The following is a 15,302-nucleotide window of genomic DNA, read 5'->3' as shown; positions in this document are numbered from 1 at the left end:
GCGTAATTTTCAGGAGGTCTCATGTGAAAATAGAATACGATCCCGATATACCCATAGCGGCTCGCCCGTCAATAGACCAAATAATAAATGAGTCTGTTGCCGGTCCATGCGAATGTGGCTGCGATGAAATATATGTCTCGCTTGGCTCCAAAAACATCATTGACGTAAAATGCTACGACTGCGGGAAAAGTTTTTTCGAACTGGAGATCGAGGTCGAAGAAGAGGCCATTGAGGCCTGAATGGCCACCACCATTTAAAGGGACAAGGAGAGATTTTGAGATGGGAAAGATCAGGGTTGCTGTAGTCGGAGTCGGCAACTGTTTTTCTTCTCTATGGCAAGGTATCAATTATTATCACAAGAAGGATCGGGGCGATGAGGCCATCGGCCTTATGCACTGGGATATCGGCGGTTACAGACCTGGAGACATAGAGGTGGTTGCGGCCTTCGATATTGACAAAAGAAAGGTCGGTCGCGACGTCTCCGAGGCGATCTTTGCAAGACCAAACTGCACCAAGATATTTTTCAACAATATACCAAAGACAGGGGTCAAGGTGATAAAGGGAAGGGTGCTTGACGGTTTTTCCACACACATGTCCGACTATCCTGAAGACCAGACCTTCGTATTGGCGGATGGCCCAGAGGCCGACGAGGATAACGTAATAAAGATCCTGAAGGATTCGGGTGCGGAAATACTCCTCAACTACCTGCCCGTAGGCTCTGAAGAGGCAACGCGTTTTTATGCCAGTTGCGCATTAGAGGCAGGGACGGCGTTCATAAACAACATACCGGTCTTCATTTCGAGCGATCCGGAGTGGGAAGGACGTTTCAGAGAAAAAGGACTCCCCATCATAGGGGATGACATAAAATCTCAGATTGGAGCGACGATCGTCCACAGGGTGCTTACAAACTTGTTCAAAAAAAGGGGGGTGCACCTCGACAAGACATATCAGCTCAATACCGGCGGAAATACGGATTTCTTAAACATGCTAAACCGCAAGCGTCTGGCCTCCAAAAAACTCTCGAAGACCGACGCGGTGCAAGCCATGCTCGATGAACCGCTTGCCGATGAAAACATACATATCGGCCCAAGCGATTATGTGCCTTGGCAGAAGGACAACAAGATTGCCTTCATCCGCATGGAAGGCAGGCTCTTCGGAAACGTCCCCATGGATCTTGAGCTTAGGCTCTCGGTCGAAGACTCCCCGAATTCGGCCGGCATCGTTATAGATGCGATACGTTGCTGCAAACTTGCCCTCGAAAGGGGAATAGGGGGGGCGCTCCTCGCACCATGCGCATATTTTATGAAACATCCGCCGATGCAGATGACGGACGACGAGGCCTTTCAACGCGTACAGAAATTCATAGCCGGAGATCCTGACTGATGTTGACAAACACCGCAAGAAGGACACAGACATGAAGGCGCTTATAGCCCTTGAAGACGGGAGGATATTTGAAGGACGGTCGTTCACGGGCCATGGTGAGGTCTATGGCGAGATGGTCTTCAATACCAGCATGACGGGTTATCAGGAGATATTGACAGACCCATCATACAAAGGGCAGATCGTCACAATGACCTACCCACTCATAGGCAACTACGGAACAAACAACAGGGATATCGAGTCCTGCGACATCCACGCAGAGGCCCTTGTAGTCAGGGAATACGAAGAGGCCTACAGCAACTGGCGGGCGGACATGAGTCTCAGACGATATCTCATGGTTCATAACAAATTGGGCATCGAGCAGGTTGACACCAGGGCACTCACCAGACACATCCGCCTTAAAGGGGCCATGAAGGCCGCGATCTCCACCAAAGACCTTGATCCAGGCTCGCTGACAGCAAAGGCGAGGTCGTCGCCAGGGCTTGTGGGCCGCGATCTTGTAAAAGAGGTGACCTGCCGGACGCCATACATATGGAAAGACGATAAAATAACAACTCTAAATGCGCATACCCTGCAGAATATATGCAAGACAAAATCAAGGGATCTCCGGGTAGTAGTCCTGGACTGTGGTCTTAAATACAATCAGTTGAGGCTCCTTGAAAAACGAGGCTGCGAGTGCGTGGTGTTTCCATGCACCGCCTCAAAAGATGAACTCCTATCAGTGGAACCTGACGGGGTCTTCCTCTCTAACGGTCCGGGAGACCCTGCCGCTCTTTGCGGGATCGTAGAGACTGTAAAGGGGATCATCGGCAGACGCCCAATTTTTGGTATATGTCTTGGACACCAGATACTGGGGCTTGCCGTCGGTGGCAGGACGTTCAAATTGAAATTCGGCCATAGGGGTGCAAATCAGCCTGTCAAAGATCTTGAAACCGGTAAGATAGAGATTACATCTCAGAATCATGGTTTTTCAGTGGACGACAAGTCGCTCCCACCCGAAATTGAGATAACACACATAAATCTGAACGATCATACCGTAGAAGGTATGAGGCACAAAAAATTCCCTATGTTTTCAGTACAATATCACCCAGAAAACGCACCAGGGCCCCATGATGCCGAATACCTCTTCGATCGCTTTACAGAGATGATGAGACAATGCCAAAGAGAACGGACATAAAAAAGATACTGATCATCGGTTCCGGACCTATTATCATAGGTCAGGCCTGTGAATTTGACTATTCCGGAACCCAAGCCTGCAAGGCCCTAAGGGAAGAGGGTTTCGAGGTAGTGCTTGTGAACTCAAACCCGGCTACAATCATGACTGATCCCGACGTAGCGGACAAGACATATGTCGAGCCCATCACCCCTGCCGTGCTTGAAAAGATCCTTGAGAAAGAAAGACCCCAGGCCATACTCCCGACACTCGGCGGGCAGACCGGCCTGAACACGGCTGTGCGTTTGGCAGACATGGGGGTGCTCGAACACCTCCAGGTCGAGATGATAGGGGCGTCCCGCGAAGTGATCCACAAGGCCGAAGATAGGGAACTCTTCAGGGATGCCATGACCAGAATAGGCCTCAGAATACCCAAAAGCGCCATAGTCCGCTCAATGGACGAGGTAATGCTTGCTGCAAGGGAAATTGGTTTTCCGCTAATCGTGCGTCCAAGCTTCACGCTTGGCGGTACAGGCGGCGGCATCGCATATAATCCTGAAGACCTTGAAGACATATGCTCCCACGGGCTGGATCTAAGCATGATCCATGAAGTCATGCTCGAAGAGTCTGTTATCGGATGGAAGGAGTTTGAGCTTGAGGTCATGCGCGATGCAAGGGATAATGTTGTAATAGTCTGCAGCATAGAAAACCTCGACCCTATGGGTGTCCATACCGGGGACAGCATCACTGTGGCCCCTGCACAGACCCTGAGCGACAGGGAATATCAGGTCATGCGAGACGCCTCCCTCGCTATCATACGAGAGATAGGGGTCGAAACGGGCGGATCCAATATCCAGTTTGCCATAAACCCCCAAAATGGTGAGATGGTGGTGGTCGAGATGAACCCCCGGGTCTCACGCTCAAGCGCCCTTGCGTCCAAGGCCACAGGTTTTCCGATAGCAAAGATAGCGGCAAAGCTTGCCGTAGGCTATACGCTCGATGAGATCCCAAACGATATCACAAAAGAAACGATGGCCTCCTTTGAGCCGACGATTGATTATTGCGTAGTGAAGATACCACGCTGGACATTTGAAAAATTCCCAGAGGCCGAAGACATACTCACCACTTCAATGAAGAGCGTCGGCGAGACTATGGCCATAGGGCGGACATTCCGAGAGGCCCTTCAAAAAGGTCTGAGATCCCTTGAGATTGGACGCTTCGGCCTAGGCCTTGACGGGCGTGATCCATGGCAACGTTTCAGTGGAATGCCTGATAAAGAGGCTGTGATCAAGAGGCTAAGGACCCCGAACTCGGAACGCATATTCTATATTCCACTTGCCATGTCCATGGGGTTTGATATCGGCGAAATCCATAGACTTACAGGCATAGACCCCTGGTTTCTGCACCAGATAGCTATGATAAAAGAAGAAGGTGAACGCCTCTGTCTCGAGACAAGAGAAACGCTCAAAGACAACCTACTCCACTATAAAAGAGAGGGCTTCTCAGACGTCCAGATCGCATGGGCTGCAGGGCTCACACAAGACGAGGTAAGGGAGCTCAGGAGGCAAAACGGTGTAAGGCCGGTCTATAAACTGGTTGATACCTGCGCAGCCGAATTCGAGGCACATACCCCTTATTTTTATTCCACTTATGAGACGGAAGACGAGGCCAGACCAGGCACAGGGCGGAAGGTCATGATCCTTGGGGGCGGACCTAACAGGATCGGCCAGGGCATAGAATTCGACTACTGTTGTGTCCATGCGGCATTCGCCTTAAAAGAAGAAGGTATCGAGAGCATCATGGTAAATTCAAACCCGGAGACCGTCTCGACGGACTACGACACGTCAGACAAGCTCTATTTCGAACCGCTTACACTTGAAGACGTACTGCACATAATTGAAATAGAGAGGCCGATGGGCGTCATCGTCCAATTCGGCGGACAGACCCCGCTGAATCTCGCCCTTCCCTTGGCAAGCGCTGGGGTTAGGATACTTGGAACCAGTCCTGAAAGCATTGACATGGCCGAGGACAGGAAGAGCTTTCAAAACATGCTACGTAAGCTCGGGCTCATCCAACCCGAAAATAGGACGGCCTACTCGCTCGAAGAGGCCATCCTGGCTGCACGGGAGATCGGGTATCCGATAGTTGTAAGACCGTCCTATGTCCTTGGCGGAAGGGCCATGCGCATAGTCTATGACGAATTAGGCCTCAAATCGTTTATGGCCGAAGCGGTTTATGTCTCTGAGGGACGACCCGTACTGATTGACAAATTCCTCCAGGATGCGACCGAGATAGACGTAGACACTATATCCGACGGCGAGACAACTGTAATAGGCGGGATCATGGAACACATAGAAGAAGCCGGAATACACTCAGGCGACTCCGCCTGCGTCCTCCCGCCGCGGACCCTCTCATGCGCGCTAATAGACGAGATATGTTCGGCGACCAAGGCCATGGCCAGAGAGTTGAATGTTGTGGGCCTGATGAACGTCCAGTATGCAGTAAAAGATGGCAGGCTCTATGTGCTTGAAGTAAACCCAAGGGCCTCAAGGACTGTACCTTTTGTAAGCAAGGCCACAGGAATTCCGTTTGCCAAACTTGCAACCAAGGTCATGATCGGAAAGACATTGAGGGAGCTCGGTCTTACAAAAGACGTACCGATAAAACATGTGGCCGTCAAGGAATCGGTCTTCCCGTTCAGGCGGTTTCCTGGCGTGGACATTATCCTGGGCCCGGAGATGAAATCCACCGGTGAGGTCATGGGAATCGACCAAGGCTTCGGGATGGCCTTTGCAAAAAGCCAGATTGCAGCCGGACTCAATCTACCCATAAGTGGTACGGTCTTTTTCAGCATAAAGACCGGCGACAGGGCGGCCATACTTCCTGTTGCAAGAAAGCTCAAGGAGATGGGCTTTGACATCGTCGCAACCGAAGGCACATCGCTCTTTCTTAGAGAAAATGGACTAAAAAATGAGACGGTGTTCAAGATATCCGAGGGGCGACCGAATGTTATAGACCTGATGAAAAACCGCAAGATCGACCTGGTCATCAATACCCCGAGCGGCAAGAAGACCAGATCCGATTCCTATTACATAAGAAGAACGGCCCTTGAGTATGAAATCCCGTATTTTACAACTGTCCAAGGTGCGAGGGCGGCCGCCGAGGCCATTGCTTCATTGAAGTCGGAGGATATGAAGGTCAAACCCCTTCAAGAATACTACAAAAAATATGGACATTAATATGATCTCAATCCCTCGGCCTTGGCCTAAAATCCGTGAAGAGTGCGGCGTCTTCGGCATCTATGGGCACCCGGAGGCCGCAAAGCTTGCATATTTCGGTCTATATGCCCTGCAGCACAGGGGGCAGGAAAGCGCCGGCATTATCAGTTCAGACGGCAAAAACGTCAGGGAATTCAAGGCAATGGGCCTTGTAAGCGAGGTATTCAACGAGGCAAGGCTCAAGGAGCTGAAAGGGCATCTGGCAATAGGCCATGTGAGATATTCAACTACAGGCTCATCCATACTCCAAAATGCCCAACCCTTTTGCATTAGGCACTCCGGCTGCGCCCTGGCGCTCGCGCACAACGGAAACATCGTAAATGCAGGGGCAATTCGGCATGAGCTTGAGGCCAGAGGCTCGATCTTCCAAACCACAATGGACAGCGAGGTAATGGTGCATCTCTTGGCCAGGGCTGGGATCAAGGGGCTTGAAAATGCGATAACATCCATGATGGGCGCGGTAAGAGGGGCCTATTCCGTCGTCATAGGGACCGAGGACAGCATCATAGGCCTTCGCGACCCGTTCGGCTTTCGTCCACTTTGCATCGGAAGACTGGGCAAAGCCTACGTGCTTTCATCCGAGACCTGCGCCCTTGACCTGATCCAGGCGGAATACATAAGGGATGTGGCGCCTGGCGAGGTAGTGATTATAGATGCAAATGGCCTGAGGTCGTTCAAAGGGATCGAATCCCATAAACGTGCCCACTGCATCTTTGAATTCATCTATTTTGCCAGACCTGACAGCTACATTTTCGGTCAAAACGTCTACAGCTTTAGGAAGACTCTCGGTGCGGCATTGGCAAAAGAGGTGGATGTCAAGGCCGATTTCGTCATGCCTTTTCCTGACTCAGGAAACTATGCGGCGGTAGGATATGCGCAGGCAGCCAAGATACCGCTTGAGCTTGCCGTCATCAGGAACCACTATGTGGACAGGACCTTCATCCAACCGAGCCAATCCATGAGAGACTTCGGCGTAAGGGTCAAGCTCAACCCTGTAAAGGAGATGATCTATGGCAGACGCGTCATAATCATGGAAGACTCGATAGTCAGAGGCACGACAAGCCTGACCAGGATAAGGGCGATAAGGGAGGCCGGGGCAAAGGAGATAACCATGCTCGTTAGCTGTCCGCCGATCAGATTTCCATGTTACTATGGGATCGACTTCTCAACAAGCGGCGAACTCATTGCAGAAAACCACTCGGTAGAGGAAATAAGGCGATTTTTGGAGCTCGATAGGCTTCACTACCTGAGCATCGATGCCATGCTGAAATCTGCCGGGGGGGACCCGAACCGTTTTTGTCTGGCCTGTTTCAACGGCCACTATCCCGTCCCTGTTGACGATTACAAGGGTAAATTCCAGCTCGAACAATGACTGAGGAAGACAAGAAGACATACCGGACCCCGCCCGAAAGGGATGCGGATGCGATATTAAAAGAGGCAAAGGATGCCATAGAGGTTGAGATCCAAGGTCTTAAGCGCGTCCAAGGGCATCTTGGAGATAGCTTTGTAAAGGCGGCAGACCTCATCTTTAAGGCTACCGGCAGGGTCGTGGTGACAGGGATCGGCAAGAGCGGGCTTGTGGGCCGCAAGATAGCCGCAACCCTTGCGAGCACAGGGACTCCATCTATCTTTCTCCACCCCGTGGAGGCCCTCCATGGCGACTTGGGCATGGTAGGCCAGGATGATGTGATAATCGCCCTTTCAAATAGTGGGGAGACGCAGGAACTGAATGCCCTGATCATGGTGTTCAAAAAAAGGGGCATCCCAGTAATCGCCCTTACGGGCGGATTGAATTCAACGCTGGCAAGACTTAGCCTAGTTGTGATAGATACAGGGGTAGAACGTGAGGCCTGCACGCTGGGTCTTGCCCCGACAGCCAGCACGACAGCAGCCCTTGCAATTGGGGATGCCCTTGCGGTGGTCCTTCTGAACATGCGCAAATTCAATGAAAAGGACTTTAGACGCAACCATCCGGGCGGCTCTCTCGGAGAAATATTGAAGGTAAGGGTGGAGGAAGTGATGCTGAGAGGTGATGCGATACCTGCAGTACACATAGGCACAGACATCCCTACGGCCCTAAACGAAATGGACGCCAAGGGGCTTGGTGCAGTCCTGGTGCTGGGCGACGGGGGCTGTCTCCTGGGCATACTTACGGACGGTGATCTCAGACGTTTCATTGTAAAATCAGGCGGATTGACAAAGGGATCCATAGAAGAAATCATGACCAAAAGACCTAAGAGTATCCGCCCTGAGGCGCAGGCGGCCGAGGCCATAACGCTCATGGAGCAGCACCTGATTACCGTACTGCCGGTTGTGGATAGGGAGGGATGTCTTGCCGGAATAGTGCATCTCCACGACCTCCTTGGCAAGGGTCAATTCAAGTTTTCGGTATAACACCGAAAACTAAAATAAAGGTGGACATCAATGGCCAGAGGACTAAACAAGGTAATGCTTATAGGTAGGCTTGGCGCAGATCCCGAGATACGCTACACCCAGGACGGCACCCCGGTCGCCAATCTGCGCCTGGCCACTAACAGGGCTGTTAAAAAAGGGGAGCAGTGGGAAGAGGAGACGGACTGGCATAGGGTGATCGCATGGAGAAGGCTTGCCGAGATCTGTGAACGATATCTTAATAAAGGTAGCCTAATTTATGTTGAAGGGCAGATAAGGACCCGTTCCTGGGAAGATAAAGACGGCATAAAAAGATATGTAACCGAGATACAGGCCCAGGATATCCAAATGCTGGATTCCAAAAAGGAACGTCTTGGCGGTGAAACAGAAGGTCTTGAGACCCCCCCGCCAATTGAAGACGACGTACCGTTTTAAGTGACGCTGAAAGTACTTGTTTTATCCACCAACTGGATCGGCGACGCCGTCATGACCACTCCTGCCATCACTGCGCTGGCTGGGCTCTACCCGGATGCAAAGATAAAGGTGTTGGCAAGACCGGCGCAGGCGTCAGTCTTTACAGGACACCCAGACGTAGACGAAGTTATAGTCGCCGACAGAAAAAGCCTTGCAGATCCGCTAATAAGGCCGTTTCGGCTTGCATGGCGCATAAGGGCCGAACAATTCGATATTGCCGTCGTCTTTCCCAATTCGTTCGAATCGGCGCTCATACCTTTTCTGGCAGGGGTACCTGTACGCATCGGCTATAATACAGACGGAAGGTCCATACTCCTCACACACGGCGCAACGGTGCCTGGCGACAAACAAACCAGACACGAGGTCTATTATTATCTCGGCCTTGTGGATCACTTGATAAAAAAGATGGGGCTTGAGAAAAAAACGGCACCTGAAAAGCCCAGGCTCGTCCTGGACGTCCCCAAAGAAGGAGAGGATGGGGCGGGGCGTATCCTTTCTTCAGTTGGTATTGAAAAAGACATGCTGATAGGATTTAATCCCGGCGCGGCATATGGCCCGGCAAAACGCTGGCCCAGCGGGCGCTTTATCGAACTCGGCAAGACGCTTACAAAAAGGCACAGCGAGTGCTGCATAGTCGTCCTTGGGACGGAAGGTGAAAATACCTTGGCCAAAGAGATATGTGCAGGCATAGGCAAAAGGGCCTGCAACCTGGCTGGCCGGACCAGTCTTGTCGAGGCAATGGGTATCATAAATAGGCTTCGTCTCCTGGTTACGAATGACTCAGGCCTTATGCACGTCGCCGCAGCGCTTGGCACCCCGCTTGTGGCCCTTTTCGGCTCGACTAATCCGACAACTACCGGTCCGTGGACTGAAAAAGCCATTGTCGTCAGTCGCATCCTGCCCTGCGGCCCATGCCTGAAGCGCACGTGCCCGAACGGATTCGAATGTATGTTGGGCATCGGCGTAGAAGAGGTCTTAAAGGCCTGTGAAAGATGGCTTTGAACCAATGAAGACTAGACGCAAGGCGGTATTTTTGGACAGAGACGGTACCATCAATATAGAAATGGGCTACTTGGGCCGCCCGGAGGAACTCGTCCTTATAGACACGGCCGCCGAGGCCATAGCTATGCTCAACGGAAAGGGCTATGCGGTGGCAGTGATCACAAACCAATCAGGTGTTGCGAGAGGCCTCTTTGAAGAGAAAGATGTCAAGGCGATCCATGAAGAGATTGCAAGAAGACTCCTGAGATCAGGGGCCAGGGTGGATGGGTGGTATTATTGCCCTCATCACCCGTCGGAGGGCGTGGGGCGCTATAACATCCAATGTAATTGTCGAAAACCCCTTACAGGTATGATCGAAGCGGCAAGCAACGACCTTGATGTAGACATCTCCGAGTCTTTTGTGGTAGGAGACAGTATCCGAGATATGGAGCTTGCATGGAACTCCGGTGCAAAGGCGGTGCTGGTACTTACCGGCTTCGGGCTGGAGACCTTGAAGCGCCTTGCAAGACAAGACAAAAAGAATATCGTGTATATCGCTGCAGACATCCTTGACGCCAGTAAATTCATATGCGGATCTTGATCATAAAGCTGAGCGCTATCGGCGATGTGGTCCAGAGCCTCCCAGTCCTTGCAGCCCTCAGGATGACATTCTCCGATGCGCATATAGGCTGGGTGGTCGGGGAGGCGGCTTCAGGCCTCCTTGACGCACACCCCATGCTCGACGAACTCATAGTATTCCCACGGAAGGGATTGGGGGAGCTGGCATCAAACCCTGCTGATTGGCCTAAGTTTCTATACAAGGCCGCGACCTTTTTAAGACGTCTCAGGCTCAGGGATTACGACTTTGTCGTGGACCTTCAAGGACTCTTCAAAAGCGGTTTTGTAACCCTTTTTTCAAGAGGAAAGGTAAAGATAGGCTTTTCAGGTGGTAGAGAATTGAGCTCGATCTTCTTGAATAAGCGACTCCCGGCCTATGATCCAAATGAACATGCGGTAACGAGATATCTAAGGCTTGCAGCCCATCTCGGGGCAAAAACCGATAAGCCGGAGTTCCCGACGGGTCTTGACGACAAAGACAGGGCCAGGCTCGATCAGCTGTTAAGGGACCTTGGGATCTCGAAAGGGCCTCTCATATGCCTGATTCCAGGGGCGGCATGGACCTCCAAGCGCTGGACGAGCAGAGGTTTCAGCGAAGTCGCCGGCTACTGCATAGACAGATTGGGTCTTATGCCTGTAATAGCAGGCGGGGCTGGCGACAAAGGGCTTGCAGGGGAGATCGTATCGCTTGCTGGAAAGGGCATTATTGATCTTACTGGCAGGACGGATTTGAAGATGCTTGCGGCCCTGTTCGAACGCACCAGCGTAGTAGTAAGCACCGATACAGGCCCTATGCACCTTGCGGCTGCCGTCGGCACCCCTGTCGTAGCACTCTTCGGTCCGACGGCGCCATGGAGGACAGGGCCTTTTGGAAAAAGACACCAAGTCCTGAGGCTGGAGACTGGATGCAGCCCATGCTTCAAACGCATGTGCCAGGATCCTGTTTGCATGACAGGTATAAAATCCTCTGATGTCATCGCCGCCGTATTAAAGGCAGTAAAAGAAAACACTGCCCGGGCATAGACAAACTGTATATATGGAGATTAAGATGGATCAGTCTGTAAATCTAAATCATCAACTGTTGGAACTGCTGGCCTGTCCAAAATGTAAAGGGGATATCAGGCTCTCGGATGACAAAAAGGGACTTATCTGCGATAGATGCAGGCTCATCTATGAGATCAGAGACGGCATCCCTGTGATGTTAATAGACGAGGCTAGGCCGCTTGGAGACAGATGATTAAAGATCAGATGACAGACAGAACTAGGCTCCTTGTGGCCGTGGAGGCCTTCGAGCAGGCACGTATATTGGTGATAGGCGATCTCATGCTTGATCAGTTCGTTTGGGGCGAGGTCTTCCGCATATCCCCTGAGGCCCCTGTCCCAATAATCGAGGTAAGCGGAGAGACGATAACGCTCGGCGGGGCCGCAAATGTAGCAAACAACTTGAGGTCTATGGGCGCGGAGGTGGCCTTGGGTGGGGTAATCGGCAACGACCCAATGGGGGGTTCTATAAAAGATATGGCCCAAGGGCAAGGCATAGACACCTCCGCTGTGGTAAAAGACGGGCGCCCGACCACGGTAAAGACCAGGATAATAGCAAGGGGGCAGCAGGTCGTTAGGGTGGACAAGGAACAAAGGGCGCCCATAGGGGCTGAATGTATCGAGCCTATGCTCGCCGCTGTCCACAATCTAAAAGATGGTATCTCATCCATCGTGGTCTCGGATTATGCAAAAGGCACGGTCACAGATGGTCTGATGAGGGGTCTCAAAGATCTGGCGAAAGAAAGGAACATCCCCATCCTTGTTGACCCCAAACCAAAAAACCGACATCTATACAGGAATGTAAACCTCATAACTCCGAACAAAAAAGAGGCTGAAGACCTGGCCGGCGTAAAAATAAACGATGAGGCGACGCTTAAAGAAGCGGCCCGGACGATCCGACAAAGGCTTGAAACAGAGGCCGTGCTAATTACAATGGGGCCACAAGGTATGGCGCTTTGGCAAGGAGACGACGGACTCTTTACAATCCCGACCATGGCCCAGGAGGTCTTTGATGTTACAGGCGCAGGAGATACCGTCATAGCAACACTTGCGCTTGGGCTTGCAAGCGGGCTTGCCCTAGAAGAGGCCGCCTGCCTGGCCAATATCGCAGCAGGGATCGTCGTAGGCAAGGCTGGAACGGCGGTCTTGACTCGAGAAGAGCTCAAGGAAAAGATATGCCAAGAAGCATGACTACATTTTCAAGGGTAGAGGTTTCAGAAGGAGAGCTCGCCCTCGTCATGGAACTTAAATCGATAAACAGCAGATACTGCGACCTGGTCATAAGGGCCCCCAGATGGGCCTCGCCCCTTGAAGATAGGATACGAAAACTCATCCAAGGGAGGCTACAGCGCGGCAGGATCGAGCTCAACATCCAGGCTTCAGGCCGAACCAATGGCCTGACGAGTCCAGGGATCGCATCATTTGAACCCGATACAGCTCTTGCAAGGACCTACATAGAAGCAGCACTCAGGCTCAAGCAGGAACTTGGGCTGGAGGGCGTTGTCGATCTGCCGCTGCTGCTGAAGGCCCTGCCGGGCATTATTATTATCAAGGACAAGGAAGAAGACCCTGAGAATATGTGGCAGCTCATGGGCCCGGCGCTTGAACGTCTCTTGGACGAGGCTGAAGATATGGCGCTGGGAGAAGGATCCGCACTTCAAAAGGATATGACAACAAGGATCGAATATATAGAGGCACAACTGAACGAGATATCAAAGCGCGCCTCAACGCACCTTGTCGAGGCACAAAGGGCCATGTCCGAAAGGATCAAGGCCATTTTGAAGGATGTGCCGGTGGATGAATCGAAGCTGGCACAGGAACTTGCTGTCCTTGCGGACCGTCTCGATATAACAGAAGAACTGGTGAGGGCCGAAAGCCACATAGGGCAATTCAAGAAACTGCTCTCCGAAAACGGTCCGATAGGAAGGCGGCTTGACTTCCTGCTCCAGGAGCTGTTCAGGGAAATCAACACCATGGCGGTCAAGTCGGCAGATTCGACCATCTCTCACATATGCGTTGAGATAAAAGGCGCCCTTGAAAAAATCAGGGAGCAGGTTCAAAATATTGTTTAAAAGAGTTTAAAATTCAAAAATTTTAAGTGGATGTCATCAATACCAGCGCCAAAACAGTTTACTGCAGGCTGGTAAAGATATAAATTTAATGCCTTTAAAAAAACTAGAAGGGAAGGACGGAATGAGTTGCAAATTTAAACTCTTGAACATCGGATTCGGAAACTCCATAGTGGCCGAGAGGGTGGTGGCCATAGTAAATCCGGTTTCGGCACCTATCAAACGCCTGCGGGAAGAGGCCAAAAACAACGACAAACTAATAGATGCAACCCAGGGGCGGAGGACGAGATCCATAATTGTAACTGACAGTAATCACGTGATCCTCTCGGCGATTCAGGCCGAGACCATCGCCCAGAGGCTTGCAGCGGATTTACTTACAAAGATCGATGAGAAGAAAGGGGAGAAAGATCTCCCCCCGGCAGAATAGCGTCGGATGGAGCAGGGGGACATCTTTGTCATCTCGGCACCTTCGGGGGCGGGTAAAACTACGCTCTGCAGGAGACTGCTGGCAGACGATAAAAGGCTCTGCTTTTCGATCTCCCATACCACAAGGCGACCAAGACCAGGGGAGATAGACGGAAGGGACTATTTTTTTGTCTCAAGAGAGCGCTTTGAGGCCATAGAAAAGGATGGCGGGTTCCTGGAATGGGCCGAGGTGCACGGGAACCTTTACGGCACATCGAGATCGCAGGTGTTCGAACGGCTCAAAGAGGGTGCGGACGTCCTCCTTGATGTAGACGTGCAGGGGGCCAGACAGATTCGAAGGACCTTTCCGGATGCCGTATTCATCTTCATCTTACCGCCGTCATGGAGAGAACTGGAGAGGCGCCTTTATGCCCGCGGGAGTGAAGACAGTGAATGGCTCGAGCTCAGGCTCAAAAATGCCGCTGTTGAATTGGATGCGGTAACAGAATACGAATTTTCAGTGGTAAACAATGAGCTTGAGACCGCCCTTGAAGAGTTAAAGGCCATAATCCTTGCCAGACGCTGTAGGACAAAGAGGGTCCTCGAAAGGGCCGGGCTTGCCGGGTCCTTGGGTGTACAATGCGGCCGTAATGTCTGAAAGATCGCCGCAAAGGGAATAAATGGAGACATCTCAAGGCCGAGCGCCTGTAACGATCTGGGGCATACACCCTGTAATGGAGTTTTTAAAGACATGCCCGGATGCTGTAAGGGAGATATGCGTGCTGCCATCGTTCGGGAACAGACCCTGGCAGCGTAAACTCCTGACTCTGGCCCTGGAATGCGGTATAAAACCTATAGGCGTACGAGACTTTAACAAACAAACTATAGCGCCGGGCGCTGTACACCAGGGCGTTACGGCGCGAGTCATGCCTATATGGCCGATAGACCTTGCTGAGCTCCCTAGACACGTGGGCGATCATACGCCGCTTCTTGTTGCATGTGATCAGATAACGGATCCCCAGAATCTGGGGGCGATCATACGCTCATGCGTGGCGTTCGGGGCACAGGCGGTCATTGTCCCGTCAAGGAGTTGCCCCGAGATAAACGGCGTGGTTATCAAGGCATCGTCTGGGGCGGTTGCGCATATAAGGGTCTGCGAGGTCTCAAACCTGGCAAGGGCGCTAGCCGCACTCAAAGGCATGGGGCTTTGGGTGGTAGGGCTGAGCCCCGAGGCGGAGACCGTCGTCTGGGACGTCGATCTTTCCGGGCCTATATGCCTTGTAGTCGGGGCAGAGGGTGAAGGGATTCGTTGGTTGATCAAAAAGACCTGCGACATCACCGCCTCTATACCGCAGCATCCTGGGATAGGATCCCTCAATGCAGCATCGGCTGCAAGCGTATTTTTATACGAGGTGACGAGGCAGAGAAGGGGGCCGACAAAATCCTAGGATCAGGGGTGGATATCATCATGATGAAAGGCTTTAATACCACATATTGGAAGACAAACCCTAA

Annotated in this window: 16 protein-coding genes; all 16 read left to right on the top strand. The window is 51.9% G+C overall.

Features of this window, described 5'->3' with window-relative positions; all coding sequences use genetic code 11:
• Positions 1–23: 23 nt before the first annotated feature.
• Entirely contained in the window at positions 24–239 is a 216-nt protein-coding gene (locus LGS26_RS02465) for a hypothetical protein (protein ID WP_237889081.1), read from the top strand.
• A 40-nt stretch (positions 240–279) separates the two neighbouring features.
• The gene (locus LGS26_RS02460; RefSeq protein WP_237889080.1) at positions 280–1,383 is read left to right on the top strand and encodes an inositol-3-phosphate synthase; all 1,104 of its coding nucleotides are present in this window, start codon (positions 280–282) and stop codon (positions 1,381–1,383) included.
• A 31-nt stretch (positions 1,384–1,414) separates the two neighbouring features.
• Entirely contained in the window at positions 1,415–2,557 is a 1,143-nt protein-coding gene (gene carA / locus LGS26_RS02455) for a glutamine-hydrolyzing carbamoyl-phosphate synthase small subunit (protein WP_237889079.1), read from the top strand.
• On the top strand, positions 2,536–5,772 hold the full coding sequence (gene carB, locus LGS26_RS02450) for a carbamoyl-phosphate synthase large subunit (protein ID WP_237889078.1): 3,237 nt from the start codon (positions 2,536–2,538) through the stop codon (positions 5,770–5,772). The genes carA and carB overlap by 22 nt, the downstream gene beginning before the upstream one ends.
• A gap of 1 nt (position 5,773) precedes the next feature.
• Entirely contained in the window at positions 5,774–7,183 is a 1,410-nt protein-coding gene (purF, locus tag LGS26_RS02445) for an amidophosphoribosyltransferase (protein ID WP_237889077.1), read from the top strand.
• Positions 7,180–8,205, top strand: a complete 1,026-nt coding sequence (locus tag LGS26_RS02440) for a KpsF/GutQ family sugar-phosphate isomerase (protein WP_237889076.1) — start codon at positions 7,180–7,182, stop codon at positions 8,203–8,205. The genes purF and LGS26_RS02440 overlap by 4 nt, the downstream gene beginning before the upstream one ends.
• A gap of 30 nt (positions 8,206–8,235) precedes the next feature.
• Entirely contained in the window at positions 8,236–8,637 is a 402-nt protein-coding gene (locus tag LGS26_RS02435; RefSeq protein WP_237889075.1) for a single-stranded DNA-binding protein, read from the top strand.
• The gene (gene waaF / locus LGS26_RS02430; protein ID WP_237889074.1) at positions 8,638–9,678 is read left to right on the top strand and encodes a lipopolysaccharide heptosyltransferase II; all 1,041 of its coding nucleotides are present in this window, start codon (positions 8,638–8,640) and stop codon (positions 9,676–9,678) included.
• Positions 9,662–10,258: a D-glycero-beta-D-manno-heptose 1,7-bisphosphate 7-phosphatase gene (gene gmhB, locus LGS26_RS02425; protein WP_237889073.1), complete on the top strand. Its 597-nt coding sequence runs from the start codon at positions 9,662–9,664 to the stop codon at positions 10,256–10,258. Before waaF ends, gmhB begins: the two co-directional genes overlap by 17 nt.
• The gene (locus LGS26_RS02420; protein WP_237889072.1) at positions 10,246–11,298 is read left to right on the top strand and encodes a glycosyltransferase family 9 protein; all 1,053 of its coding nucleotides are present in this window, start codon (positions 10,246–10,248) and stop codon (positions 11,296–11,298) included. The genes gmhB and LGS26_RS02420 overlap by 13 nt, the downstream gene beginning before the upstream one ends.
• A gap of 25 nt (positions 11,299–11,323) precedes the next feature.
• Positions 11,324–11,512: a Trm112 family protein gene (locus tag LGS26_RS02415; RefSeq protein WP_237889071.1), complete on the top strand. Its 189-nt coding sequence runs from the start codon at positions 11,324–11,326 to the stop codon at positions 11,510–11,512.
• An 11-nt stretch (positions 11,513–11,523) separates the two neighbouring features.
• Positions 11,524–12,507 (top strand): D-glycero-beta-D-manno-heptose-7-phosphate kinase, encoded by a 984-nt coding sequence (gene rfaE1, locus LGS26_RS02410; RefSeq protein ID WP_237889070.1) that lies wholly within the window; start codon positions 11,524–11,526, stop codon positions 12,505–12,507.
• On the top strand, positions 12,492–13,388 hold the full coding sequence (locus LGS26_RS02405) for a YicC/YloC family endoribonuclease (protein WP_237889069.1): 897 nt from the start codon (positions 12,492–12,494) through the stop codon (positions 13,386–13,388). Before rfaE1 ends, LGS26_RS02405 begins: the two co-directional genes overlap by 16 nt.
• A gap of 121 nt (positions 13,389–13,509) precedes the next feature.
• Positions 13,510–13,812, top strand: coding sequence for a DUF370 domain-containing protein (locus LGS26_RS02400; protein ID WP_237889068.1), 303 nt, complete (start codon positions 13,510–13,512; stop codon positions 13,810–13,812).
• A 6-nt stretch (positions 13,813–13,818) separates the two neighbouring features.
• On the top strand, positions 13,819–14,448 hold the full coding sequence (gene gmk / locus LGS26_RS02395) for a guanylate kinase (RefSeq protein WP_237889067.1): 630 nt from the start codon (positions 13,819–13,821) through the stop codon (positions 14,446–14,448).
• 22 nt (positions 14,449–14,470) lie between these two features.
• Positions 14,471–15,238 carry a 23S rRNA (guanosine(2251)-2'-O)-methyltransferase RlmB gene (gene rlmB, locus LGS26_RS02390; RefSeq protein WP_237889066.1) on the top strand — a complete coding sequence of 256 codons (768 nt, stop codon included), beginning with the start codon at positions 14,471–14,473 and terminating at the stop codon, positions 15,236–15,238.
• The last annotated feature ends 64 nt before the right edge of the window (positions 15,239–15,302 follow it).

Origin of the sequence: Dissulfurimicrobium hydrothermale (genome assembly GCF_022026155.1) — a bacterium.
GTDB classification, from domain to species: Bacteria; Desulfobacterota; Dissulfuribacteria; order Dissulfuribacterales; family Sh68; genus Dissulfurimicrobium; species Dissulfurimicrobium hydrothermale.
The sequence above is the reverse complement of the archived record's forward strand: the minus strand, read 5'-3'. Positions and strand labels throughout refer to the sequence as shown.